This is a genomic window from Acinetobacter sp. SA01, assembly GCF_011319235.1.
In the GTDB taxonomy this organism is placed as follows: Bacteria; Pseudomonadota; Gammaproteobacteria; order Pseudomonadales; family Moraxellaceae; genus Acinetobacter.
On the sequence record NZ_WXXM01000015.1, the window covers coordinates 43,074 to 65,121 of the forward strand.

General features: G+C 42.9%; 24 protein-coding genes and 1 pseudogene. 17 read left to right on the top strand and 8 right to left on the bottom strand.

Annotated elements, in window-relative coordinates; genetic code table 11:
- From GTU69_RS13030 to bfr, 4 genes are all read left to right on the top strand, one after another.
- Complete coding sequence (locus GTU69_RS13030; protein ID WP_166171076.1) at positions 1-951, top strand: cell division protein ZipA C-terminal FtsZ-binding domain-containing protein; 951 nt, start codon at positions 1-3, stop codon at positions 949-951.
- Positions 952-1,042: 91 nt separating this feature from the next.
- A complete protein-coding gene (gene ligA / locus GTU69_RS13035) occupies positions 1,043-3,082 on the top strand; it encodes an NAD-dependent DNA ligase LigA (RefSeq protein WP_166171078.1) in 2,040 nt (679 codons plus the stop codon).
- A gap of 169 nt (positions 3,083-3,251) precedes the next feature.
- Positions 3,252-4,226, top strand: a complete 975-nt coding sequence (gene rlmF / locus GTU69_RS13040; RefSeq protein ID WP_166171080.1) for a 23S rRNA (adenine(1618)-N(6))-methyltransferase RlmF — start codon at positions 3,252-3,254, stop codon at positions 4,224-4,226.
- Positions 4,227-4,628: 402 nt separating this feature from the next.
- A complete protein-coding gene (gene bfr, locus GTU69_RS13045; protein WP_166171081.1) occupies positions 4,629-5,093 on the top strand; it encodes a bacterioferritin in 465 nt (154 codons plus the stop codon).
- A gap of 83 nt (positions 5,094-5,176) precedes the next feature.
- Here the strand turns inward: bfr and GTU69_RS13050 are convergent, their stop codons facing one another.
- Positions 5,177-5,746 (bottom strand): peroxiredoxin, encoded by a 570-nt coding sequence (locus GTU69_RS13050; protein ID WP_166171082.1) that lies wholly within the window; start codon positions 5,744-5,746, stop codon positions 5,177-5,179.
- 326 nt (positions 5,747-6,072) lie between these two features.
- Here GTU69_RS13050 and GTU69_RS13055 point away from each other — a divergent pair, with 326 nt between their 5' ends.
- The 5 genes from GTU69_RS13055 (at position 6,073) to bioD (ending at position 10,789) form a co-directional block, all read left to right on the top strand.
- A complete protein-coding gene (locus GTU69_RS13055; protein ID WP_166171084.1) occupies positions 6,073-6,804 on the top strand; it encodes a hydrolase in 732 nt (243 codons plus the stop codon).
- Positions 6,805-6,888: 84 nt separating this feature from the next.
- Complete coding sequence (gene bioA, locus GTU69_RS13060; RefSeq protein ID WP_166171086.1) at positions 6,889-8,184, top strand: adenosylmethionine--8-amino-7-oxononanoate transaminase; 1,296 nt, start codon at positions 6,889-6,891, stop codon at positions 8,182-8,184.
- Positions 8,181-9,368 (top strand): 8-amino-7-oxononanoate synthase, encoded by a 1,188-nt coding sequence (locus GTU69_RS13065; protein ID WP_166171088.1) that lies wholly within the window; start codon positions 8,181-8,183, stop codon positions 9,366-9,368. Before bioA ends, GTU69_RS13065 begins: the two co-directional genes overlap by 4 nt.
- A gap of 9 nt (positions 9,369-9,377) precedes the next feature.
- The gene (gene bioC / locus GTU69_RS13070; protein ID WP_166171090.1) at positions 9,378-10,148 is read left to right on the top strand and encodes a malonyl-ACP O-methyltransferase BioC; all 771 of its coding nucleotides are present in this window, start codon (positions 9,378-9,380) and stop codon (positions 10,146-10,148) included.
- Positions 10,145-10,789: a dethiobiotin synthase gene (bioD, locus tag GTU69_RS13075; RefSeq protein WP_166171092.1), complete on the top strand. Its 645-nt coding sequence runs from the start codon at positions 10,145-10,147 to the stop codon at positions 10,787-10,789. Before bioC ends, bioD begins: the two co-directional genes overlap by 4 nt.
- Before the next feature lie 400 nt (positions 10,790-11,189).
- Here the strand turns inward: bioD and rluB are convergent.
- From rluB to GTU69_RS13090, 3 genes and pseudogenes are all read right to left on the bottom strand, one after another.
- Positions 11,190-12,044: pseudogene (gene rluB / locus GTU69_RS13080) on the bottom strand (23S rRNA pseudouridine(2605) synthase RluB); the annotation flags it as partial.
- A gap of 41 nt (positions 12,045-12,085) precedes the next feature.
- Positions 12,086-12,676: an SMC-Scp complex subunit ScpB gene (gene scpB / locus GTU69_RS13085; RefSeq protein ID WP_166171096.1), complete on the bottom strand. Its 591-nt coding sequence runs from the start codon at positions 12,674-12,676 to the stop codon at positions 12,086-12,088.
- A complete protein-coding gene (locus GTU69_RS13090) occupies positions 12,676-13,470 on the bottom strand; it encodes a segregation/condensation protein A (protein ID WP_205683527.1) in 795 nt (264 codons plus the stop codon). Before GTU69_RS13090 ends, scpB begins: the two co-directional genes overlap by 1 nt.
- A 378-nt stretch (positions 13,471-13,848) precedes the next feature.
- Between GTU69_RS13090 and GTU69_RS13095 the strand changes: the two genes are divergently transcribed.
- Positions 13,849-14,565 (top strand): GNAT family protein, encoded by a 717-nt coding sequence (locus GTU69_RS13095; protein WP_166171098.1) that lies wholly within the window; start codon positions 13,849-13,851, stop codon positions 14,563-14,565.
- A gap of 11 nt (positions 14,566-14,576) precedes the next feature.
- Here GTU69_RS13095 and GTU69_RS13100 read toward each other — a convergent pair whose 3' ends face one another.
- From GTU69_RS13100 to GTU69_RS13110, 3 genes are all read right to left on the bottom strand, one after another.
- The gene (locus GTU69_RS13100) at positions 14,577-14,864 is read right to left on the bottom strand and encodes a hypothetical protein (protein WP_086196073.1); all 288 of its coding nucleotides are present in this window, start codon (positions 14,862-14,864) and stop codon (positions 14,577-14,579) included.
- Between the two features lie 49 nt (positions 14,865-14,913).
- The gene (locus GTU69_RS13105; protein WP_086196072.1) at positions 14,914-15,531 is read right to left on the bottom strand and encodes an L-threonylcarbamoyladenylate synthase; all 618 of its coding nucleotides are present in this window, start codon (positions 15,529-15,531) and stop codon (positions 14,914-14,916) included.
- An 84-nt stretch (positions 15,532-15,615) separates the two neighbouring features.
- Complete coding sequence (locus GTU69_RS13110) at positions 15,616-16,278, bottom strand: elongation factor P hydroxylase (RefSeq protein ID WP_166171100.1); 663 nt, start codon at positions 16,276-16,278, stop codon at positions 15,616-15,618.
- 97 nt (positions 16,279-16,375) lie between these two features.
- On the opposite strand from GTU69_RS13110, the gene GTU69_RS13115 reads away from it, so the two are divergent.
- The 6 genes from GTU69_RS13115 to lysM all read left to right on the top strand — a co-directional run bounded on the left by GTU69_RS13115 (position 16,376) and on the right by lysM (position 20,104).
- On the top strand, positions 16,376-16,933 hold the full coding sequence (locus GTU69_RS13115; RefSeq protein ID WP_086196070.1) for a DUF177 domain-containing protein: 558 nt from the start codon (positions 16,376-16,378) through the stop codon (positions 16,931-16,933).
- Positions 16,934-17,010: 77 nt separating this feature from the next.
- The gene (gene rpmF / locus GTU69_RS13120; RefSeq protein ID WP_004279227.1) at positions 17,011-17,193 is read left to right on the top strand and encodes a 50S ribosomal protein L32; all 183 of its coding nucleotides are present in this window, start codon (positions 17,011-17,013) and stop codon (positions 17,191-17,193) included.
- Between the two features lie 205 nt (positions 17,194-17,398).
- Positions 17,399-18,385 (top strand): ACP S-malonyltransferase, encoded by a 987-nt coding sequence (fabD, locus tag GTU69_RS13125; protein WP_086196069.1) that lies wholly within the window; start codon positions 17,399-17,401, stop codon positions 18,383-18,385.
- Positions 18,382-19,116 (top strand): 3-oxoacyl-ACP reductase FabG, encoded by a 735-nt coding sequence (fabG, locus tag GTU69_RS13130; protein ID WP_166171102.1) that lies wholly within the window; start codon positions 18,382-18,384, stop codon positions 19,114-19,116. The genes fabD and fabG overlap by 4 nt, the downstream gene beginning before the upstream one ends.
- Positions 19,117-19,199: 83 nt before the next feature.
- Positions 19,200-19,436 (top strand): acyl carrier protein, encoded by a 237-nt coding sequence (acpP, locus tag GTU69_RS13135; protein ID WP_004651013.1) that lies wholly within the window; start codon positions 19,200-19,202, stop codon positions 19,434-19,436.
- Between the two features lie 185 nt (positions 19,437-19,621).
- Positions 19,622-20,104, top strand: coding sequence for a peptidoglycan-binding protein LysM (gene lysM, locus GTU69_RS13140; protein ID WP_086196067.1), 483 nt, complete (start codon positions 19,622-19,624; stop codon positions 20,102-20,104).
- A gap of 35 nt (positions 20,105-20,139) precedes the next feature.
- Here the strand turns inward: lysM and GTU69_RS13145 are convergent, their stop codons facing one another.
- Positions 20,140-20,619 (bottom strand): hypothetical protein, encoded by a 480-nt coding sequence (locus GTU69_RS13145; RefSeq protein ID WP_166171104.1) that lies wholly within the window; start codon positions 20,617-20,619, stop codon positions 20,140-20,142.
- A gap of 552 nt (positions 20,620-21,171) precedes the next feature.
- Between GTU69_RS13145 and rutD the strand changes: the two genes are divergently transcribed.
- Positions 21,172-21,984: a pyrimidine utilization protein D gene (rutD, locus tag GTU69_RS13150; protein WP_086196065.1), complete on the top strand. Its 813-nt coding sequence runs from the start codon at positions 21,172-21,174 to the stop codon at positions 21,982-21,984.
- Positions 21,985-22,048 lie beyond the last annotated feature (64 nt).

Here is a 22,048-nt window from a genome sequence, read left to right on the forward strand (position 1 = left end):
ATGGAAGTCACTACGATTGTTGGCATAGTTATCGCCATCATCATTATGCTATTCGGTTTAAGATTATTGTTTAAAAAACCTGGGGATGCAGCACCGTCACTAGATTCGGAACTTCATGTCAATTCTGACAGCCAGCAACCGGTCATTCCTCGTCATGTGCGTGATCAACTACAAAGTGCAAAAGAAGCCGAACGTGTTGAACCCACTTTAACTGAAACGGCGGCTGAACAGCTTCCGGCAGCTCAGCAGGCAGAAGCGCAAGCAGAAAAGGTTGAAACCGCTCAGGTTGAACAGGCAGCAGCACTCGCTCAGGCGGAGTTGAAAGCAGATGCTACCGCTGTAGAAGAAGTAAAATCTGAAGCCAGCTCAGAGCAGGCTCAACAGGGTGACGATAAAAAAGCAGATGAATTTAACCTGAACAGCAGCATTGAAAAAGCCGAAATTTCAGACTTTGAAGATGAAAGCAGCATTCTGGATGAGCATTTGCATGAACAGCAACGCGTGGATGAAGCCAGTGCCTTATCGACTGCAGCTGAATTTATTGCCTTAAATATTTATCCGGAACGTCGGGTGCTTTCCGGGGAAAAAACCTTAAAAGTCTTGCTGAAATATGGCCTGCGTTTTGGTGAAATGGCCTGTTTCCATCGTTATACTGAAGACGGCAGCAAGTTACTGTTTTCTGTTTTGCAGATTACTGACGAAGGTGCAGCCGGTTTTGATCTGGAAACTTTGTCGACTGAACAGGTGAAAGGCTTGGCTTTCTTCCTGGCATTGCCACACAGCGATGTGCAAAATGCTTTCGATACCATGGACAGCATTTCGCGTCTGATTGCCCGTGAAATTGACGGCACCGTGTATGACCAGAACAATCAGGAATTTACCCCACAATTACGTGAACAATGGCGTCATTTCGCGATTGATTACCGTGCAGGTCAAAGCACAGAAGTTTAGTTTGAAACTGACGGACTCGATTTCTATAATAGCGAGTAGATCAAATAGTTATAAAGGGCGGAAATAGACCGCCCTTTTTTATGGTGTAGATATGACCGAAGATTCAACTATCAAAGCGCAAATGCGTCAATTGATTCAAATTTTAGCCAAGCATAACCATGCCTATTATGTAATGGATCAACCCAGCATTGAAGATAGTGAATATGATCAGCTCTTTCATCAGCTCAAGGCTTTAGAAGAAAAATATCCCGAATATATACAGGCGGATACTCCGACCAATAAAGTGGGTGGCAAAGCGCTTACTAAATTTGCCAGCGTGACCCATGTCGTACCGATGCTGTCATTGGGTAATGTCTTTAACCAGGAAGAATTGTTCGCTTTTGCCCGCCGTATCGAAGAGCGTTTACCAAACCAGAAGATTCAATACGATGTCGAACTGAAATTCGATGGTCTGGCCATTTCCCTGTGGTATGAAAATGGCGTGCTGGTTCGGGGGGTGACCCGTGGTGATGGTGAAACCGGTGAAGATATTACCCATAATGTCAAAACCATCCGTAACCTGCCGAAAGTGCTAAGCTCTGCACAGGCTCAGGTACCGACACTGCTTGAAGTGCGTGGTGAAGTGCTGATTCCTAAAGCAGGTTTTGAAAAGCTGAATGCCGAAAATGAAGCCAAAGGTGAAAAGACCTTTGCCAACCCGCGTAATGCAGCGGCAGGCAGTCTGCGCCAGCTCGATCCAAATGTTGCAGCCTCACGTCCACTGGCCTTTTATGCTTATGGTATAGCACAGTGCGAACCTCATCATGGCCAGACCACCATGTATGCCAGTCTGGAATGGTTAACCCAGTTTGGTTTTACCATCGGGGAAAGTCATTTTATTTGTGACACGATTCAGGATGTACAAAAAGCCTATGAAAAAATCAATGCAGAACGTGCCGATTTAAGTGTTGAAATTGATGGTCTGGTGATCAAGGTCGATGACTTAAAACAGCAAAGACAGCTCGGGTTTTTGAGCCGTGAACCCCGTTGGGCAACCGCCTATAAATTCCCGGCGGTAGCGGCTTTAACCACGGTAGAAAATATTGACTGGCAAGTGGGGCGTACTGGAACTTTAACCCCGGTTGCACGTTTAAACCCTGTCGCTGTCGGTGGGGTCACGGTGTCCAATGTTACCCTGCATAATATTGGCGAAATCCACCGTTTGGATGTCCGAATTGGCGATACCGTCAGCGTATACCGTAGCGGGGACGTGATTCCGAAAGTGGAAAAAGTCTGGCCGGAATTCCGCCCGGATGAGGCACTAGAGGTTCATTTACCGGAAAATTGTCCTGTTTGTGATTCGCCGGTGGTGATGCCTGAAGGCGAGGCATTGGCACGCTGCTCTGGCGGTTTGTACTGTGCAGCGCAGCGGATTGAAGCCATTCGCCACTTTGTTTCGCGTAAGGCCATGGATATTGAAGGTCTGGGCGATCGCTGGGTGGAATGTTTACTCCATCTCGACCTGCTCAAAAATGTGGCGGATATTTACTGCTTGCACGAACATCGTGAACAGCTTTTAAACATTGAAAAAATGGGTGAAAAATCGGTACAAAACCTGTTTGATGCAATTGAAAACAGCAAGAAAACCACACTGGCTTCCTTCATTTATGCTTTGGGGATTCGTGGCGTGGGAGAAACCACTGCACGTATGCTGGCCAATACTTTCCAGACTTTTGAAGCACTGCAAAATGCCGATATTGAAGCCTTGAAGAAAACCCCGGATGTCGGGGAGATTACCGCTGAATGGATTATCGATTTCTTTCAGGCGCCGCATAATCTGGAAGTGGTCAAGCGTTTGCTCGAAGCAGGAATTCACTGGGATGCTCCAGTTGCACCGATACGTCAGCCACTGAATGGTGAAAGCTGGGTGGTGACGGGGACTTTAAGTTCTATGGGACGTGATGAAGCGACACAATTACTCCAGGCCTTAGGTGCACGGGTCAGCGGTAGCGTTTCAAGTAAAACCAAATGTGTGGTTGCTGGTGAAAAAGCCGGTTCCAAACTGGATAAGGCAGAAAAACTCGGTGTCGCTGTGATCAACGAAGAACAGTTTATTGCTTTGATGAAAGAGCATGGTCAACTTCCTGCTTAATCGATCTTAAGCATGAATTAAAAAAGACATCCTCGGATGTCTTTTTTATGGCTTGATTGGGTTGGGATCGTCATGATGAGCTGAATTCACGTACAATATCGATCTATTGACAGGTATTGAGCCTGTCTTATCAGATGATTCTGTTCTCCCGTTGATTATTGGCATACACATGGCGCAAGCAAAGAAAACTTTTCCGCAACAAAAATCGCAATTACATGCACGAAATCTGCATCGCAGTCGTTACGATTTTCCTCAGTTAATGCAGACTTGTCCGGAACTTGCACCTTTTGTTAGCCCAAATAAATATAACGATCTTTCAGTCGATTTTTCTGATCCACAGGCTGTGAAAATGCTCAATAAAGCATTGCTGAAACATTTTTATGGCATTCAATATTGGGATATTCCTCAAGATTTTCTTTGTCCGCCTATTCCGGGTAGAGCTGACTATATCCACTATTTGGCTGACTTGTTGAGTGCCAATAATAAAGGTCAGATTCCAACAGGGCATGCCGTTCAAGTGTTGGATATTGGGGTGGGAGCAAACTGTATTTATCCGATCATTGGTCATCGTAGCTATGGTTGGAAATTTGTCGGCTCAGACATTCATTCTACATCCTTTAAAAGTGCTCAATTCATTGTGGAGGCGAATCCAAATTTGCGTAAAGGGATTCAGATTCGATTGCAGAAGAACTCAAGCAATATTTTCAAAGGTGTGATTAAACCCACAGATCATTTTGATTTGACGATGTGTAACCCGCCATTTCATGCCTCGCAAGATGAAGCAAATGCCACAGCAACTCAAAAATTAAGAAAACTTGGCAAGCCGGTTGATCGGACGAAGGTGGTGTTAAACTTTGGTGGTCAAAAAAATGAACTCTGGTGTGACGGTGGTGAAGAACGCTTTGTCTGCCAAATGGTACAAGAGAGCATACAGTTTGCTGAGCAATGTCTTTGGTTTAGCACACTGGTTTCCAAGAAAACAACATTGCCTGTGCTTTTAAATGCGTTGCGTAAGAGCGGAGCAGTGGATGTGAAAACCATTAAAATGACGCAGGGGCAAAAAGAAAGTCGTTTTGTCGCTTGGACTTTTTTAGATTTAAAGCAACAACAAGCATGGAGAAATGCACGTTGGACTTCAGCTTAAGCCTATTTTCGCTGAGGATGAGTGAGCTTGTCGGTGCATGACTAAGATTTGGCCTGCTTATACCAATGAACAAGCTCAATTTTGCTTATATATAATAACCTGATGCCGATGCACTCAGCGTTTCTGATTTGATACGCATATAGTTCAATGAATATATGCCACAATGATTTTGAATCTAGTTACAAAAAACCAATACATTATAAAAGTACTTTGATCTTGTTCATCTAAGCTGAGTACTGAGTGCAAGACATTGTTTTATAAATGGGAATTTATTCAACTAAAACTGTAAATGTAAGTGTTTCTCATTTTAATTTTATAAAAATCATAAACTTACACAATTTTTATTTTGCATTGATGTTTAGTTTTGTCCATAATACGCAAAAAGGGTATGGAGTATTGAAAATGCGTGGCAATCCAGAAGTCGTAGACTATCTAAATATGCTGATTGGTGGCGAACTGGCAGCTCGTGATCAATACCTGATTCATTCTCGTATGTATGAAGATTGGGGTTTAAGCAAGATTTTTGAACGGATCGATCATGAAATGCAGGAAGAAGCTGCTCATGCCGATGCGCTTATTCGCCGTGTACTGTTTTTAGAGGGTACACCGAATATGAACCGCGATGACATCGAAACTGGTGAAGATGTGGTGAGCTGTTTAAAAGCAGATTTAAAACTCGAATATGATGTACGCGAAAAATTGGCACAAGGCGTGAAATTGTGTGAGGAGAAAGGTGATTATGTGAGCCGTGATATGCTTCGTCAGCAAATGTCGGATACGGAAGAAGATCATACATACTGGCTGGAAAAACAGATTCGTCTGATTGAATTGATTGGTTTGCAAAACTATATTCAATCGCAAATGTAAGTTTAAATGTTGAAATATAAAGCCTGACCTGAGTCGGGCTTTTTTATTTGTTTAAATTTATGATGGAGATGGGCAATGACGTGCTATTGAGAAAATTTCCGGATATCCGCCAGGACCTGAGCCGCATGAGTTTGTGTATTCACACTGCTATAGTGGTAAACAATGGTGCCTTGAGGATCAATCAGAAAGCTTTCCCGTTTGGCAATTTGGATAATGCCCAGATTACGCACAATACCCAATTGATTCGATAATTGGTGTTTGTGATCTGCTAAAAGAGGAAAAGCTAAGCCTAACTTTTCTGAAAATTTTTGATGGGATTTGACATCATCCAGACTCACCCCCAAAACCACGGCATTGTTTTTTAAAAATTGTGGATAGAGCGCTTTAAATTGATTGGCTTCCTGGGTACAGCCGGGAGAGTTGTCTTTAGGATAGAAATATAACACCACCCATTTGCCTTTGTACTGGCTCAAGGAATGCCATTGACCATTTTGATCCTGCAATTTAAATGCAGGTGCCGCTTTTCCGAGCCATTGTTTTTCAGTGTTTTTCTGAGAAGCGAAGATCGAATTTTCGGCATAGGCAGGAACCGTGAAAGCGTTGAATGCTGATATGGATATCAAGCTGATTTGCAGCAGTTTTGAAGTTTTCATGACGTATACTTTTATAATTAATGTCTGCATTAATCTTAGCAGATTTGCTGATGAGACGTTGCAGTGTAGGTTTGCAATGATTTCAAATTTTCTTATGAACGAAATTCTTTAAAAATTACCTGTGATTGCATATTTACCTTTGATGGATCAAAAGTAACAAAACCCCGCTGTTGGTCAAAGGGGAGATTCATATCATCCTTCAGCAACAACGACTCCCTTGTCGCCATTCACGATAGTGGATTATGAATGAATTTTGAAATGCTGCTGCGAGAATTGAGACAGAGGTTTTATACTGTTCAAATGATTTAGTTTTTTTAGAGCTTACCTTGAATCAACGTATTTTACTCATCACGGGCTGGGGCGGTGGAACCCAACTGCTTGATCCATTAAAACAGGCTTTGGCGGCGCAAGGATATGAGGTTGAACTTTGCAACATTTTTAATGCTTTAGATGAACAGGTTCTACAGCAGAAAGTGGAACTGGCGCATCAGTTTGATGTGATTGCCGGCTGGTCTTTGGGGGGGCAGTTGGCTACAGTGTTGGTCGATCAGGTTCAAAAGCAGCATGGACAGGAAAAAGTATTGATTACTTTGGGTTCCAACCCCTGTTTCGTAGCAAACGATACATGGCCAATGGCAATGGATCAGCCGACCTTTCAGCAGTTCAAACAGTCATTTGAGCAAGATGCAATTTCCACTTTAAAAAAGTTTGGCTATATGGTGTGTCAAGGCACAGTAACCACCAAAGCTGACTTCATCACTTTACAAAGTTTGATTCAGGCACAATCGATTGAAACTTTAAGACAAGGACTATTATGCCTTGAGTATTTAAATAATGTCGATATCTTGATGAATTACCCAGGTCATCAATATCATGTGTTTGCAAAACAGGATTTTTTAGTTAGTTACAAAGTTCAAAGAAATTTTCAGAAATTCAATGCAAAGTTTTTGGAAACAGAGCTGATTAGCGGGTCACATGGCTTTCCTTTATTTGAAGCTGAACTAATAACTGGCAAAATCTTCCAATTTTTAAAGAAAATAGAACAAACAAGCGGATAACTGGTTTATCTCGCAATTTATTTTTAGTTCATGCAGGTTTAAGATCATGAAAAATTGATTTTCAAGCGTCTGCAGGAGTAAGGGATGACCGAATTAAACGACCAGGACTTTGATCTTGCGCATATCTGGCATCCTTATACCTCCATGACCGATCCATTGCCGACCTTTAAGGTAAAACAGGCGCATGGTGCCATTATCGAGCTGGAAGATGGACGGCAACTGATTGATGGCATGTCTTCCTGGTGGTGTGCCATCCATGGCTATAACCATCCTGAACTGAATCAGGCCGTGACGGATCAATTACACAAGATGTCGCATATCATGTTTGGTGGTTTGACTCATGATCCTGCGATTGAACTTGGCAGACTGTTGTTAAAAATTACCCCGCCCAGTCTGGATAAAATTTTCTATGCTGACTCTGGATCTGTTGCGGTAGAAGTGGCATTAAAAATGGCGGTGCAGTTTTGGACTGCACAAGGTGAAAGTCAGAAAACCAACTTTGTCACCCCGCGTTCTGGCTATCATGGCGATACCTGGAATGCCATGTCAGTTTGTGATCCGGTCACAGGCATGCATCAGATTTTTGGTTCCAGTTTACCGAATCGTTTCTTTGTTGCAGCCCCACAGGTCGGCTTTGATGATGAATGGAATCAGGATGATATTGCAGAATTGGAACAGGTCTTAAAACAGCACCATGCCAGCATTGCTGCTTTAATTCTGGAACCGATTGTGCAGGGTGCGGGCGGGATGCGTTTTTATCATCCTGAATATTTGCGTCAAGCCAAATTGCTGTGTGAACAATATAAAGTGCTGCTGATTTTTGATGAAATTGCCACTGGTTTTGGTCGTACTGGCAAATTGTTTGCCTGGGAACATGCCGGCGTTGAGCCGGATATCATGTGCATCGGCAAAGGCTTGACTGGTGGTTATATGACACTTTCGGCTACCTTAACCAGCAAGCGTGTAGCTGAAACTATCAGTCGGGGCGAGGCGGGGGTATTTATGCATGGCCCGACCTTTATGGCCAATCCGCTGGCCTGTGCGGTGGCTGTGAAAAGTACCGAGGTTTTATTGGCTCAGGACTGGCAAGCCAATATTCAGCGCATCGAGCAACAGTTGCAACACCATCTGCAACCCCTATTAGAGCTGGATTATGTGCAGGATGTGCGTGTGCTGGGCGCGATTGGTGTGGTGGAGCTGACATTTAATGTAGATATGAAAAGCCTGCAACAACAGTTTGTTAAGCGAGGCATCTGGATACGTCCATTTGGTAAACTGGTCTATGTGATGCCGCCGTATGTGATTACTGAACAACAACTGAATACCTTGCTGGAACAATTAGTGAATGTGGTGGAGCAGATGCAAGAGGTATACGCATGAAATTGTTAAATAACCAGCTGTTAAATGCCCCTTTGTTAAATGATTATGCAAGCAAACTGGATGAACTCAAACAGCAGGGCAATTTGCGGCAATTTACCTCTAATGTCCAGCAAGGCCGAATGATTGAAATCCAGGGGCATTCGATGCTTAACCTGTCTTCCAATGATTATTTGGGATTGGCAGCAGACTTAACTTTGCGTGAACAGTTTTTTGATGAAACACCGAATGAACTTCGTGTCATGAGTTCATCTTCTTCACGACTGTTAACCGGAAACTTTCCTGAATATGAACAGCTAGAAGCCAGTTTGAGTCAGGCTTTTCATGGACGAGCTGCGCTGTTATTTAACAGTGGCTATCACATGAATATCGGGATTCTGCCAGCTTTAAGCGACAGTAAGACCCTGATTCTGGCCGACAAACTGGTGCATGCCAGCATGATTGACGGTATCCGTTTATCATCTGCAAAATATGTACGCTATCGGCACAATGACCTGAATCATCTGCAACAACTTTTACAGCAATATCATACAGATGAGGCTTTTGATCGCATTATTGTGGTCACGGAATCCATTTTTAGTATGGATGGCGATGAAACCGATCTGGCTGAGCTGGTTCGGATTAAACAGCAATTTTCTAAAGTGATGCTGTATGTTGATGAAGCACATGCCATTGGTGTGCGTGGCGAGCAAGGCTTGGGCTGTGCAGAACAATATGCGGTGATTGATGAGATTGACCTGCTGGTTGGGACTTTCGGGAAAGCACTGGCATCGGTCGGTGGTTATCTGATTTGCCATCCCATCATCCGGGAGTATCTGATTAATTCCATGCGTCCACTGATTTTCAGTACCGCACAGCCACCCATGTGTATGGCGTGGACTGATTTTATTTTCCAGAAAGTTTTAGGCTTACAACAGCAACGTCAGCATCTGCAACAGATCAGTCAAAATCTGCAACAGTCAGTACAGGCCAAAGGTTTTGATTGTCCTTCGACTTCACATATTGTGCCGGTGATTATTGGCGAGTCACAAAAGACGGTGGAAAAAGCCTGGCAGCTACAGCAGGCCGGATTTTATATCATGCCGGTGCGTCCACCTACAGTACCGAAACACAGTTCAAGATTACGTATTTCACTGACTTCTCAAGTCAATCAGGCTGACCTTGAGCAGCTGGTGGCGTTGCTATGAGTTGTAGCCGTGAATATTAATAAGTCTCAAGTTGCACAGCGTTTTGCCAAGGCAGGACAAAGCTATGCCGAACATGCCATCGTACAAAAACAGATTTGCCAACAGTTACTGCAATTGATACAGCAATATTTGCCAAGTACCAGCTTAAACCGTGTTTTTGAAATCGGTTGTGGCTCAGGCAATTTAAGCCATTTGCTGATGCAAAATTTTGAAATAAAGCATGTGTTTTTAAATGATCTGTATTCTGAAGTTCAGCAGCATTTTCAAGCTAAGGAAAATTTGGAGTGGCTGATTGGCGATGTGGAACAACTGGATTTTCCGCAATCCCTTGACCTGATCGCTTCGAGTTCGGCTTTGCAATGGGTGGGCGATATTGATTTGGTCTTTAAAAAAAGTGCAGCTGCTTTAACACCGCAAGGCTATTTGTGTTTTTCCACTTTTGGTCAGCAGAATTTGCAAGAAATTAAGGCTCTGACTGGGCAAGGACTGAATTATCTGACTCTTGATGAGATTCAGCACAAGCTGCTTAAACAGGGTTTTGAAATTCTACATCTTTCCGAGAGTCTGGAAATACTGAATTTTTCCCATCCTAAAGCTGTGCTGCAGCATTTAAAGGCCACCGGGGTCACTGCAACCGCCGCACAGCATCGTTGGAGCAAACAGTCTTTACAGCAGTTTTATCAGGACTATCAGCAATTTTCGGAGCTGGATCAATCTGGCCAGTATCATTATCAGCTGAGCTATCATCCTATTTATTGCATTGCACGGAGTAAGCCATGACATCCCCCGTTTATTTTATCAGTGGCATCGATACCGGTATTGGCAAGACCTATACCACAGGCTATCTGGCGAAGTTATGGAATGAGCAGGGCAAGAAAACCATCACCCAAAAACTGGTGCAAACCGGCAATACCGATATTTCTGAAGATATTGAACAGCACCGTAAAATGATGCAGATGGGCTGGTTTCCGGAAGATGAAAGCAAACTCACCATGCCGGAAATTTTTACTTATCCGGCTTCACCGCATTTGGCGACTAAAATTGATGGCCGTGAAATCGACTTCCAAAAAATTGCCGATGCGACCCGGCAATTAACTGAAAAATATGAAGTAGTGTTGCTGGAAGGTGCGGGCGGTTTAATGGTGCCCTTAACTACAGAACTGTTAACGATTGATTATATTGCTGAACAGAAATTCCCTGTCATTCTGGTCAGTTCCGGTCGTTTGGGCAGTATCAATCATACTTTGCTCAGTCTGGAAGCCTTGAAAAGTCGTGGTCTGGAACTTTATGCTTTGGCTTATAACCTGAATGACGAATCACAGGACCAGCTGATTTCCAGAGATACTTCGGATTATCTGAAACGCTATCTGGCGATACATTTCCCGAATGCACAGTGGATTGATATTCCTGTTTTATCCTAAATCCTGCTTAAAAGAGAAGGATATAAAAAAGCCACTCAAATTTGAGTGGCTTTTTAAAGGAAAGTTTTAAAAATTAAAACTTCTTAAAGCTTTTGTTGCCAAATGGTTTACGTGGTGCATTTTCATCACGACGTTCACGCTGGCCATATGTCGCTTGATTGCCAAAGTTTTCAGGGCGGTTTTCACGCTGTGCATAGCTGTTGCCTTGACGTGGTTCACGTTGAGCGTAAGTGTTTGGGTTGCCATCCTGACGACGTTCACCGCGTTGTGCAAAACCGCTACCATTATTGCCATCACGACGTGCATAAAGATTGCCAGTATTGTCACGACGTTGTGCATGACCATTCTGGTTTTCACGACGATCACGCTGTGCATAGCCCATTGGGCTTTGGTTTTCACCTTCTTCGCTATCACGGCGTTGCTGACGCAAATAACCGCCACGACGTGCTGCCATTGGTTTTTCTTGCATACGTTCAGTACGGCGTTTTGCCATACCAAACAGGCCTGTACCTTGACGCGGCTTCAACTCTACAGATTTGGTCAGGTTGTCGATATCAGCTTTATCCAGCTCCATCCAGCGGCCGGTACGAAGTTCACGCGGTAAAATCACGGTACCATAACGGGTACGCAGCAGGCGGCTGACTTTTAAACCTTGTGATTCAAAAATACGGCGCACTTCGCGGTTACGACCTTCTTTAACCACCACCTGATACCAGCGGTTGATGCCGTCACCACCAATTTCAGAGAAGGATTCGAATTTCGCCGGACCATCATCTAAAACTACGCCCTGAAGCATGTTGTTTTTGATTTGTGGTGTCACTTCACCCATCACACGAACTGCATATTCACGTTCAATTTCATTTGATGGATGCATGAGGCGGTTAGCCAATTCACCATCATTCGTGAACAGTAAAAGACCGGTTGAGTTAATATCCAGACGGCCGACCATCACCCAGCGATCATTGGCAATTGCAGGCAGTTGTTCAAAAACGGTAGGACGTTGTTCAGGATCATTGCGTGAGCAAATTTCACCTTCCGGTTTGTAATAAATCAGAACGCGACGACGGATTTCGTCTTCAATCTGGAATTGGACTTTACGACCATCGATGCGAAGCTCATCACCTGGTTCAATGCGTTCACCCACTTGGGCAACACGTCCATTGATACTGACACGACCAGCGGCAATGACTTCTTCCATATAACGGCGAGAACCCAAACCTACGCGTGCAAGCACCTTTTGTAATTTTTCACTCATGACAGCATAACCTTAGAAATTATCATCAACAGTTCACCTATCTACGACTTCGCTGCGTGAGCATCGAGCGCCATAAAAGCTTCCTTGGCATCCTGCAGGGGAGGCAATTGGCCTAAAGATGTCAGACCAAAAGCATTTAAAAATTGTGGCGTTGTAACTAACAACGCGGGTCTTCCCGGTAGTTCTCTGAAGCCGGATTCTTTAATCCAGTTCCAGTCAAACAATGATCTTAAGATCTGACTATTGTTTGAAACTCCACGAATCTGTTCAATATCTGCCCGGGTTACTGGTTGGTGATAAGCAATCACAGCAAGGGTTTCGAGCAGGGTGGGTGATAAACGAGTTGGTCGTTCCGGCCACACCTGGGTAATGATATTGCGATATTTAGCCCGAACCTGGAAACGGAACCCTTGTGCGGTTTCTACCAGTTCAATCGATCTACCATGTTGTAGCATGGCAAGCTGTTGTAACAACTGACGCAATTCCTGTTTATTATATTGATTTTGGAATGCTTCTTTCAAACGTGCAAGCGAAACAGCTGTTTCACTGGCAAAAATAATGGCTTCCAGTTGCATCAGCACTTCATGTTGATTCTCGGCAACAGATAGAGATGTTGTCGTCTGATGATCCATTATGCAGCTACTCCTTGAATTGCAAGTGGTGCTTCAATACCGCTGGCAATAATAGCTACTTTTTGTTGCCGTGTGAGTTCTAAAATGGCCATAAATGTAACCACCATGCCCATGCGCCCCTGGCTGGGTTTAAGCAGGGCTTCAAAATGCAGCACTTCACCGGACTGTAAACGGCTTTCAATAAAGGCGATGCGTTCTTCAAGCAACACCGGTTCTTGCTGAATTTGATGAATCACCGGTTCGGGACGGTTAAACACACAAAACAGCGCATCACGTAGCTGGCTGACATCATAACCTTGATTGATTTGCACTGCCTGACCCAGACTAATATTGGCCGGGAAGGTATCGCGTTCCAGTACCGACATGTGTCCTAAACGTTCTGCCGCCTGTTTGACCCGTAAATAGGTTTCCAGCCGGTCGATCAGTTGCTGTTTGGGATCTTTTTCAATAATAACGCTGGAGCTTGGCTTTGGCAGTAGCAGTCGTGATTTAAGATCGGCCAATAAGGCAGCCATCACCATATAATCTGCCGTCAGCTCAATATTCAGCGACTTCATGGCATCCATATAAGATAGATACTGCGCGGCAATGGGAGCGATATCCAGTTGTAATAAGTCGAAACCGTTTTTTTGAATCAGGTAAATCAGGAAGTCGAGTGGACCTTCGAAATGCTCTAGCAGAATTTCAAATGCAGCAGGAGGAATATATAAATCCTCTGGAATCGTATCTTGCCACTCATCCATAACACGGATATGTGAGCTTGGCTCCATAGGATTATGGATAGGTTGATTCATTGCAGTTTTAGGCCACGCGAATTTTCAAAGGCATGCAGGATGATGCTTTTGCCTCGATCTCGCATCGAAAGAAAAAGCACGTAAATTAGTAAGCGCTAGTGTAATGGAAATTTGACTTCAAATAAATTAGTTAAGTCAACAAATACAAAAAAACCTGAAATTCAGTAAGGTTTTTAACTGGCTTGATGAGGTGAAATGCATAGGGGAGTATGGTTTTAATTTTTTTGACCGAACCGATTGGATTTTGGATTTGTATAAAAAAATGGGGCATAGCAGTAGGCCCCATATTGTGAATAGAGTAAAAGAAGATTCTGAATATAGAATAAAGCAAAATTTTTCGGCAATATGAATGCCAATAAAAAAGAGATTCCCTGTGTCATGAAAGATCATGAAAAAGTACAAGAAAATGAATATGGGCAGTTTATTGGACTTCCCGTATCTCATCCTTTGCCGACCCATTTTTTAGCTGAAACCCTTTATGGTAAATATGCCACCCTGCATGTCTTATCTTCAGCAGCCATGAGTGAAGATCAGCTGAAGCAAGTTTGGCAATGTGTAAATGGTGAAATAGATCGCAGCTGCTGGACTTATTTACCTTATTCGGGTTTTGAAAATGCAGCGGAATTGCAAACTGCTCTTGAAAATAACTTTAAGTTCAAAAATTCAATCCATTATCTGGTTGAAGCCAATCATGCAATTGTAGGATGGGTAGGCCTGCTGAACCAGCGTTCTGCCGATCATGTTATTGAAATCGGTAATGTTTATTTTTCACATCAACTGAAACAGTCTACAGCATCGACAGAAGTCATCTATTTATTATTAAAGGCGTGTTTTGAACAGGGCTTTCGCCGTGTGGAATGGAAATGCGATGACTTAAATCTGCCGTCTAAACGCGCAGCCTTGCGCTTTGGCTTTCATTATGAAGGCACTTTTCGCCAAGACCGTATTGCCAAAGGTCGTAACCGCAATACCGCCTGGTTTTCAATTTTGGATCAAGAGTGGCCTGAACTGGAAAAAGCCTATCGGGCCTGGTTAAGAGCAGATAATTTTGATCAGAATGGGCAACAAAAAATGCGCTTGCGTGATGTTCTTTAACTTTACTGTGCTTAATGATCTGTTGCGGTGGATGTCGATAACTTGAGCGCTAATTCGATGATTCGTTGCGCACTGTCTCGGATGCATAAATTTTGAGTTTGATCGAGGCTGGATAATTTGTGAATAACGGCAACTTCCAGGAAAAATGCATAGGTGTTGTCGATCATCGCAGAAGGGGTTTGCTCAACATTTGCCTTCATAATTTTCACTTTAGACTCAAGTGTCCAGGGCATTTCCGCATAAATGCGGCTATTTACCTCAAAATCATGATAGTTGAGCAGCACATAAAACAGATCCATTCTCGCACTACTCCTTGATCCTGAACATTCCCTTTAATCTTAACCGTGCTTATTCAAACGCGCTGACATCACCCATACCGCGACGGATCACTTCAGGATTGTCACCGGATAAATCTACAACACTGGTGGTGCTTAAGGTGCCGAATCCGCTATCAATAAATACATCAATACGCTTTTCCAGCTGTTGCTCAATGTCATAAGGGTCATCTAAAGGTTCATCCTGACCGGGAAGAATCAGGGTGCTGGTTAACAATGGCTCACCCAATTCCTTAAGCAACATTTGGCACACACGGTTGCTTGGTACGCGCAAACCAATGGTTTTCTTTTTTGGATGCATCAGTCGTTTAGGAACTTCGCTGGTCGCAGGTAAAATAAAGGTAGTGATTGCCGGTGTATTGTTTTTTAGCAGACGATACATGGCATTGTCGACCTTGGCATAGGTCGCAATATCGGACAGGTCACAACAAAGAATGGCATATTGATGCTTTGGACCGAGACCACGAATCTGGGCAATGCGTTCCATGGCATTTTTATTTCCGATCTGGCAGCCAATGGCATAGGCAGCATCGGTCGGGTAAACCACCACATCACCGGCACGAATACGTTCTACCGCCTGGCTAATCAAACGTGGTTGAGGATTATCAGGATGTATTCTTAAATGCAGCATATTTATTCTCCCCTGACTTGCTATTAGTCATTATCTGTTGAATTTACAAAGTCTTGCAATCAGGCTTTGATGATTTTGTGTAAATTAATCCAGCATGTCACGTTGAAACTCGTTACTTTGTAATGTTTTGCCACCCCGGGTGCAGGCACAGATACAGGCAATAAAATGTGCAGCATCACGTGGCAACTTGGCTTCACCGGAAAAATAACGTTGAACTTGAGCAAAGACATTATCTTTAAAGGTGCTGCCATCACCGCCGTCACCGGTCAGGTTATCTAGCGATACACGGAATTTACGACCAAAAGCTTGTGCAAACATCCATTCAATCGCTTGGGGCTTGATTTCGACCTGCTCAAATAAAGCCTGCTGTTCTGCCGTGCGACCATCTGGGGCATACCAGTAACCCAGGTCGGGGAGCAAGCGTCTTTGCTCACCCGCAATAGTCCAGTGACTGATTTCATGCAAGGCACTATTAAAGAAACCATGGGCAAATTGAATGTGGGCAGGCGCATCTTCGGTTGCCGGAAAATATTCAGGTTCAAAATCGCCTTTGACCAAACACACATTTAAGTGGGAAAACCAGTGATTAAAGTGTAGTATAAGCCAATCAACTTGTTGAACTTCAGTTTGCAAACTGGCCCAGGGTGAGCGTTGCACAGGGTCGATAGAAACAGCACAACTTGAGGTTGAATAAGTGGTTAACTGTAATGAAGTGGTGACTTCAGGTTGCGGCTGCAACTGATGCATGACTTGTATTACCCAATTGATCTGTCTAAATAAGTACAAAATTGTATCTTAATCTTTGACAGAGTACCGATGAATTTGTAGAATTGCCGCCTTAATTATGTCAGCAAATACCTTTCCGGCACAGATTGAGCCGTTTAAATGGGCTGAACAGGGCTTTACATGGTCAGGTACACTGCCATTGTCTCGCTTTGTTCGTATTTCCCGTGAAGCTGTTGGATCAATTGATGATCAATTGATTAACATAGACTGTAAGCTATCAATGGATGCGTATCATCGTATCGTATGGTTAGATGGTCATGTTGAAACGAAAGTACCAATGGAATGTCAGCGTTGTCTGAATCCCGTTGAAATTTCTCTCGTTTCAGACTTTCATTTAGCGCTTGTGGATGATGAATCACTGATAGAGCGCTTGGATGAGGATGCTGATTTCATCGTCTTAGGTGAGAGTGAAGCAACGACAAAAGGCAGCTATGATGCGCCTGCGACGGCTGATTTACTTTCTCTGATAGAAGATGAATTGTTATTGTTGTTGCCTTTGTCTCCTAAGCATGACGTTTGTGAGCATAAGCATCAACCTGCCATTGATGACATTGTCGAAGAAAAACGGGATAACCCGTTTGGTGTTTTGGCAAGTTTGAAGGGTAAACTTAACTAATTTTTGTGTTATACTGTTAAGTATAAGACAACTGAATTTGTTCTGATCCATTTTTTCGATCTTTGTAAGGAGCCATCATGGCCGTTCAGCAAAACCGTAAAAGTCGCTCTCGCCGTGACATGCGCCGTTCACATGACGCTTTAACCGAGAATGCATTAACTGTAGACCAAGCTACTGGCGAGACTCACCGTCGTCACCATGTATCTAAAGATGGTATCTACCGTGGTCGCCAATTATTCGCGAAAGCATCTGCTGAATAATTGATGATGTATTAAGCGTCAAGCTTAGTAGAAAAAATGGGAGCGTTAAGCTCCCTTTTTTTATGGCGTCTTTTTGTTGTATTTGGCAATTACCAAAACAAAAATTAAGTGTTAAATTCCGTTCCGTAAATAAGCTTACATAAGTGTATGTTGGTTATTTAACCGATTGTTGAATAACAATATCACTTCATTACAGGATTTTTTTATGTCTGCTAAACAACTCGAGCAAGTTGCTCAAGCAACGAAAACAGCATTTGTATTTCCGGGTCAAGGCTCACAAAAAGTCGGTATGCTCGCAGAATTGGCTGAACAGTTTAGTAGCGTGACAGAAACTTTTGCAGAAGCATCGGCAGCTGTGGGTTTTGACCTCTGGCACATTGCACAAACTGGCGAAGGTTTAAATCAGACTGAATTTACCCAGCCTGTACTGCTCACCGCAAGTATTGCACTTTGGCGTGTGTGGCTAGAGTTGGGTGGAGTGGCGCCAAAATATCTTGCAGGACACTCACTGGGTGAATACAGCGCATTGGTTGCTGCCGGAGCGATGTCATTAGGTGATGCGGTTAAGCTTGTGAATTTGCGCGGCAAATTAATGCAAGATGCAGTACCACAGGGTCAAGGTGCAATGGCGGCTATTCTGGGTCTGGATGATGCCAAAGTGATTGAATTATGCGAACAGGTCAATATTCAGGGGCGTGGTTCAGTAGAAGCTGCCAACTATAATGCTCAGGGCCAAGTGGTGATTGCAGGTGATAAGACCCTGGTCGAAGCGGTCATGGAGCTAGCAAAAGAAAATGGCGGTAAAGCCATTGCCTTACCTGTTTCTGTTCCATCGCACTGTTCGCTGATGAAACCGGCGGCTGACAAATTTGCACAAGCTTTGGAACATACTGCCATTGAGCTGCCTAGCCTTCCTGTAATACAAAATGTCAACGCGGAAATCGCGACAGATGTAGCAGGATTACGTCAGGCATTGACTGCACAATTGTATCAATCTGTGCAATGGACCAAGACCATGCAGTTCCTTCAAGATCAAGGAGTGCAGTATGTGGTTGAATGTGGTCCAGGTAATGTATTGGCTAATCTTGCGAAGCGTTTACCAAATATCGAAAAAGCATTCCCAGTCGACAGTAACAGTCGTATGGAAGATGCGCTAAACGCCATTTTAGTGGCTGAAGGAAAAATTGCATGACACAGGAACGCAAAGTCGCATTAGTGACAGGCGCGAGCAGAGGGATTGGTGCAGCCATCGCTCAGCAATTGATTCAAGACGGTTATTTTGTAGTGGGAACCGCCACTTCAGAAGCGGGCGCAGAAAAATTATCTGCAAGTTTTGCTGAAAATGGTGCGGGTGCAGTACTGGATGTACGTGATGCGGCAGCCATTGATGCACTAGTTACAGATATTGAACAAAAATATGGTCCAGTTCTTGTATTAGTGAATAATGCTGGCATTACCAAAGATAATTTGTTACTGCGTATGTCTGAAGATGATTGGGACGATATTCTCAATATTCATTTGAAGGCCGTATACCGTCTGTCTAAGCGTGTCTTAAAGGGCATGACTAAAGCACGTTTTGGCCGCATTATTAATATCAGTTCTGTTGTAGCACACTTTGCAAACCCGGGGCAGGCCAACTATTCTGCTGCCAAAGCAGGCATCGAAGCGTTTGGTCGAAGTCTTGCAAAAGAAATGGGCAGCCGCCAAATTACCGTGAATGCTGTGGCACCTGGCTTTATTGCAACAGAAATGACGGATCAATTAAGCGAAGACATTCGTAAAAAAATGAGTGATCAAGTGGCATTAAACCGTTTAGGTGATCCACAAGATATCGCAAATGCCGTGAGTTTTTTAGCAAGCGATAAAGCAAGCTATATCACTGGTACTGTTTTACATGTAAATGGCGGTTTATACATGAGCTAAGCTCAAGTATAAACTTTGCAAAAATAAGATATTCAATTAAACTAACGGCATTAAAAACGCCACAAGCAATGAGGAGAATTCCTGTGAGCGATATCGAACTACGTATCAAACAAGCGGTTGCAGAACAACTTGGTCTTAAAGCTGAAGAAATCAAAAACGAAGCATCTTTTATGGATGACTTAGGTGCTGACTCTTTGGACTTAGTTGAGCTTGTTATGTCTTTCGAAAATGATTTTGACATCACTATCCCTGATGAAGATTCTAACGAAATCACAACTGTTCAATCAGCTATTGACTATGTTTCTAAGAAACTAGGTTAATTGTTGTTTCAGCTCTGCTGAATATAAAAAAGCCACCTTTAGGTGGCTTTTTTATTTACTCATCAAAATGATAATTACATATCTTTACTGTTGCTGGACCAAAGACAACCTTTCTTTGAATTAATTTTATGTATAAAAAAAGACGCTATTTCAAATTGCATAAATAATAATGATGGAGAAATACAATGGGTCTTTTTGATTTTGTAAAAGGTATTGGTAAAAAAAATACGGCACCAGCAGAACCTCAGCCAGCTCCGGTCGCTTCAACTCCTCCAGCAGAACCTTCTGCACAAGAAATCGCAAACAAGCTTCTGGGGCATATTAAAGCTTTAGGCTTGCCAGTGACCGGTTTATCGGTGAGTTATAACAGCAGCAGCGATCTGGCGACCATTAAAGGGCAGGTACAAAATCAGGCCGACCGCGAAAAAATTGTCCTGGCTGTAGGGAATGTCGATCATGTGGCTAAAGTAGATGACCAAATGACCGTGGTAACACCTGCTCCGGAAAGTAAATTCTATACAGTTAAATCGGGTGATACCTTGTCCAAGATTTCAAAAGAATATTATGGTGACGCCAATCAATACAACAAAATATTTGAGGCTAACCGTCCCTTGTTAAAAGATGCTGATGATATTTTTCCCGGGCAGGTACTGCGTATCCCGACTTAAGTAGAACCTGATAAAAGAGCGCCGAGAGCGCTTTTTTATCGAAGCTTGTGCTGTAATTTCTGTCTGGCAAGTTGTGCTCTACCTAAAAAAAATTTAGGGTCTAAATCATAGTGTTGCGCCAAAATCTGAATCAGTTTTTTTCGGTTGTCTTTATCGAACATATTAAGATCAATATGTGTCATTTTATATTGCTTGCGAAATTCAGGTTTTAAAATAAAGCCGAGACTACTCACTTTCCACTGTTGTTCTTGGCTGAATGCTTTTGCTGCGAAGGGCTTATATGTGCGATACCTTGAGCTGTGAGAGGAATAAAGCTGGGTCTTTAAAAGCCTGTTGCGCTGTACCAGATTGCTTAACTTTATGCCAAAACTTTGTATGGATATGCTTTGGCGGGTTATGACCAATTTCATATTGATTGCAATCAATGTCAGCATTATGAAGAGTGCCAGCATCAACCAACCCGGCATGGATTGATGCAATAAGTATTGAATCAGGCTACTGAAATCTTTAATCATATTGAAGTTACTGAGCGAGTGCTGCGCTAAAACAATAAATATAGCAGGAATAAAGATTAACCCAATTAAATAACGGGGCAGATAATGGCATTGAAATAGCGGATATTCAGTAGGTATGTCCATTCATCATCACCTTTCAAGCAAAGTAGAGATAGGGCCATGATGGCTATTTTTTTCATAATGACTGCTGTATGGGGAAACAGGTGTTGCATTATGAATGCTATAAATTTTCCTCCAATTAAGTTGTGTTTAAATTCTTAATCCTTGTTTTAGCAAGTTATTTTCTGGTATCTATTTTTGTGTTTATCTATTTTAAGTGTTTGATTTTTCTTGGGTTTATCTATTTTTGTTGTAGATTTGAGTATGAAAGTAAATCCTGTTATTCAGTGTTTAGAGCCAAATTATTCTTTTGTTTATTTTGCATAAAATTTTACTTTTTCTATGAGCCTTGCAAGCCAAGGTTTCCAAGAATCAGACAGGCTGAATTGATGTGATTTTTCAGGCATAAAACTTGCTGTTTATTTTTTAAATTATTTGAATAAATGGTAAAAAATGAACTATCAAATTCATTTGTGCACAGAAAATTCAGCCGCCGATTTTTTAATTTTTTCTTCCGGTTTGGGCGGGCATGGCAGTTTCTGGCGCCCTCAAATTGATGCATTCACGCGATATTTTCATATTTTGACGTATGATCAGGAGGGCTGTCATGCGGATTCAGCAATTTTGCCTGATGATTACAACATTATCCATCTGGCCCAGCAGTTACTGCAAATTATCAGGCAAGAAAAAATTCGGCATTTTCATTTTGTGGGACATGCAATTGGCAGTTTTATTGGTGCAGAGCTAGCGTTATTGCTCAATTCATCTGAGCTGAGAGTGCTCAGCCTGACCTGTATCAATTGCTGGGACGAACTCGACCCACATACGCAAAAATGCTTTGAAGCACGGACTCTTCTATTAAAGTCAGCGGGTTCTGATGCTTATGTCAGGGCGCAGGGACTGTTTTTATATCCACCGAGCTGGATTTCAAAACATCATCAGCATTTAAAGACTTTGGAGGATATTCAACTCGCGGATTTTCCGCCGCCGCAAAATGTACTCAAGCGAATTCAGGTAGCACAACAATTTAAAATTAATGAGCAGCATATACAGGCCTTGCAACACAGTCAGTTGCATTTGATTGCCAATCAGGATGACTTTTTGGTTCCTGTACACAAGTCGAGTGATTTAAAGCAGCGGCTTGGACATGGATGTTTAAGTATTCTTGCAACTGGAGCCCATGCTTCCACGCAAACCGAGCCTGAATTACTGAATAAAACCATGCTTGAATTTTTGCATAAACACTTTTTGCAAGTAACGTCTTGAGTAAATGAAACTGGCTTGTTAATAAAATTTGCAACGGATTTCTCGATAATTTCTTATCCTCCTA

Coding starts and splice junctions, on each gene's coding strand:
- bioD (WP_166171092.1), top strand. CDS start 10,145: ATGACATCCCCCGTTTATTTTATCAGTGGCATCGATACCGGTATTGGC.
- GTU69_RS13030 (WP_166171076.1), top strand. CDS start 1: ATGGAAGTCACTACGATTGTTGGCATAGTTATCGCCATCATCATTATG.
- fabD (WP_086196069.1), top strand. CDS start 17,399: ATGTCTGCTAAACAACTCGAGCAAGTTGCTCAAGCAACGAAAACAGCA.
- GTU69_RS13115 (WP_086196070.1), top strand. CDS start 16,376: ATGTCAGCAAATACCTTTCCGGCACAGATTGAGCCGTTTAAATGGGCT.
- GTU69_RS13065 (WP_166171088.1), top strand. CDS start 8,181: ATGAAATTGTTAAATAACCAGCTGTTAAATGCCCCTTTGTTAAATGAT.
- lysM (WP_086196067.1), top strand. CDS start 19,622: ATGGGTCTTTTTGATTTTGTAAAAGGTATTGGTAAAAAAAATACGGCA.
- GTU69_RS13095 (WP_166171098.1), top strand. CDS start 13,849: ATGAAAGATCATGAAAAAGTACAAGAAAATGAATATGGGCAGTTTATT.
- GTU69_RS13105 (WP_086196072.1), bottom strand. CDS start 15,531: ATGCTGCATTTAAGAATACATCCTGATAATCCTCAACCACGTTTGATT.
- GTU69_RS13100 (WP_086196073.1), bottom strand. CDS start 14,864: ATGGATCTGTTTTATGTGCTGCTCAACTATCATGATTTTGAGGTAAAT.
- rpmF (WP_004279227.1), top strand. CDS start 17,011: ATGGCCGTTCAGCAAAACCGTAAAAGTCGCTCTCGCCGTGACATGCGC.
- fabG (WP_166171102.1), top strand. CDS start 18,382: ATGACACAGGAACGCAAAGTCGCATTAGTGACAGGCGCGAGCAGAGGG.
- rutD (WP_086196065.1), top strand. CDS start 21,172: ATGAACTATCAAATTCATTTGTGCACAGAAAATTCAGCCGCCGATTTT.
- scpB (WP_166171096.1), bottom strand. CDS start 12,676: ATGGATCATCAGACGACAACATCTCTATCTGTTGCCGAGAATCAACAT.
- ligA (WP_166171078.1), top strand. CDS start 1,043: ATGACCGAAGATTCAACTATCAAAGCGCAAATGCGTCAATTGATTCAA.
- rlmF (WP_166171080.1), top strand. CDS start 3,252: ATGGCGCAAGCAAAGAAAACTTTTCCGCAACAAAAATCGCAATTACAT.
- GTU69_RS13090 (WP_205683527.1), bottom strand. CDS start 13,470: ATGAATCAACCTATCCATAATCCTATGGAGCCAAGCTCACATATCCGT.
- GTU69_RS13050 (WP_166171082.1), bottom strand. CDS start 5,746: ATGAAAACTTCAAAACTGCTGCAAATCAGCTTGATATCCATATCAGCA.
- GTU69_RS13145 (WP_166171104.1), bottom strand. CDS start 20,619: ATGATTAAAGATTTCAGTAGCCTGATTCAATACTTATTGCATCAATCC.
- GTU69_RS13110 (WP_166171100.1), bottom strand. CDS start 16,278: ATGCATCAGTTGCAGCCGCAACCTGAAGTCACCACTTCATTACAGTTA.
- bfr (WP_166171081.1), top strand. CDS start 4,629: ATGCGTGGCAATCCAGAAGTCGTAGACTATCTAAATATGCTGATTGGT.
- bioA (WP_166171086.1), top strand. CDS start 6,889: ATGACCGAATTAAACGACCAGGACTTTGATCTTGCGCATATCTGGCAT.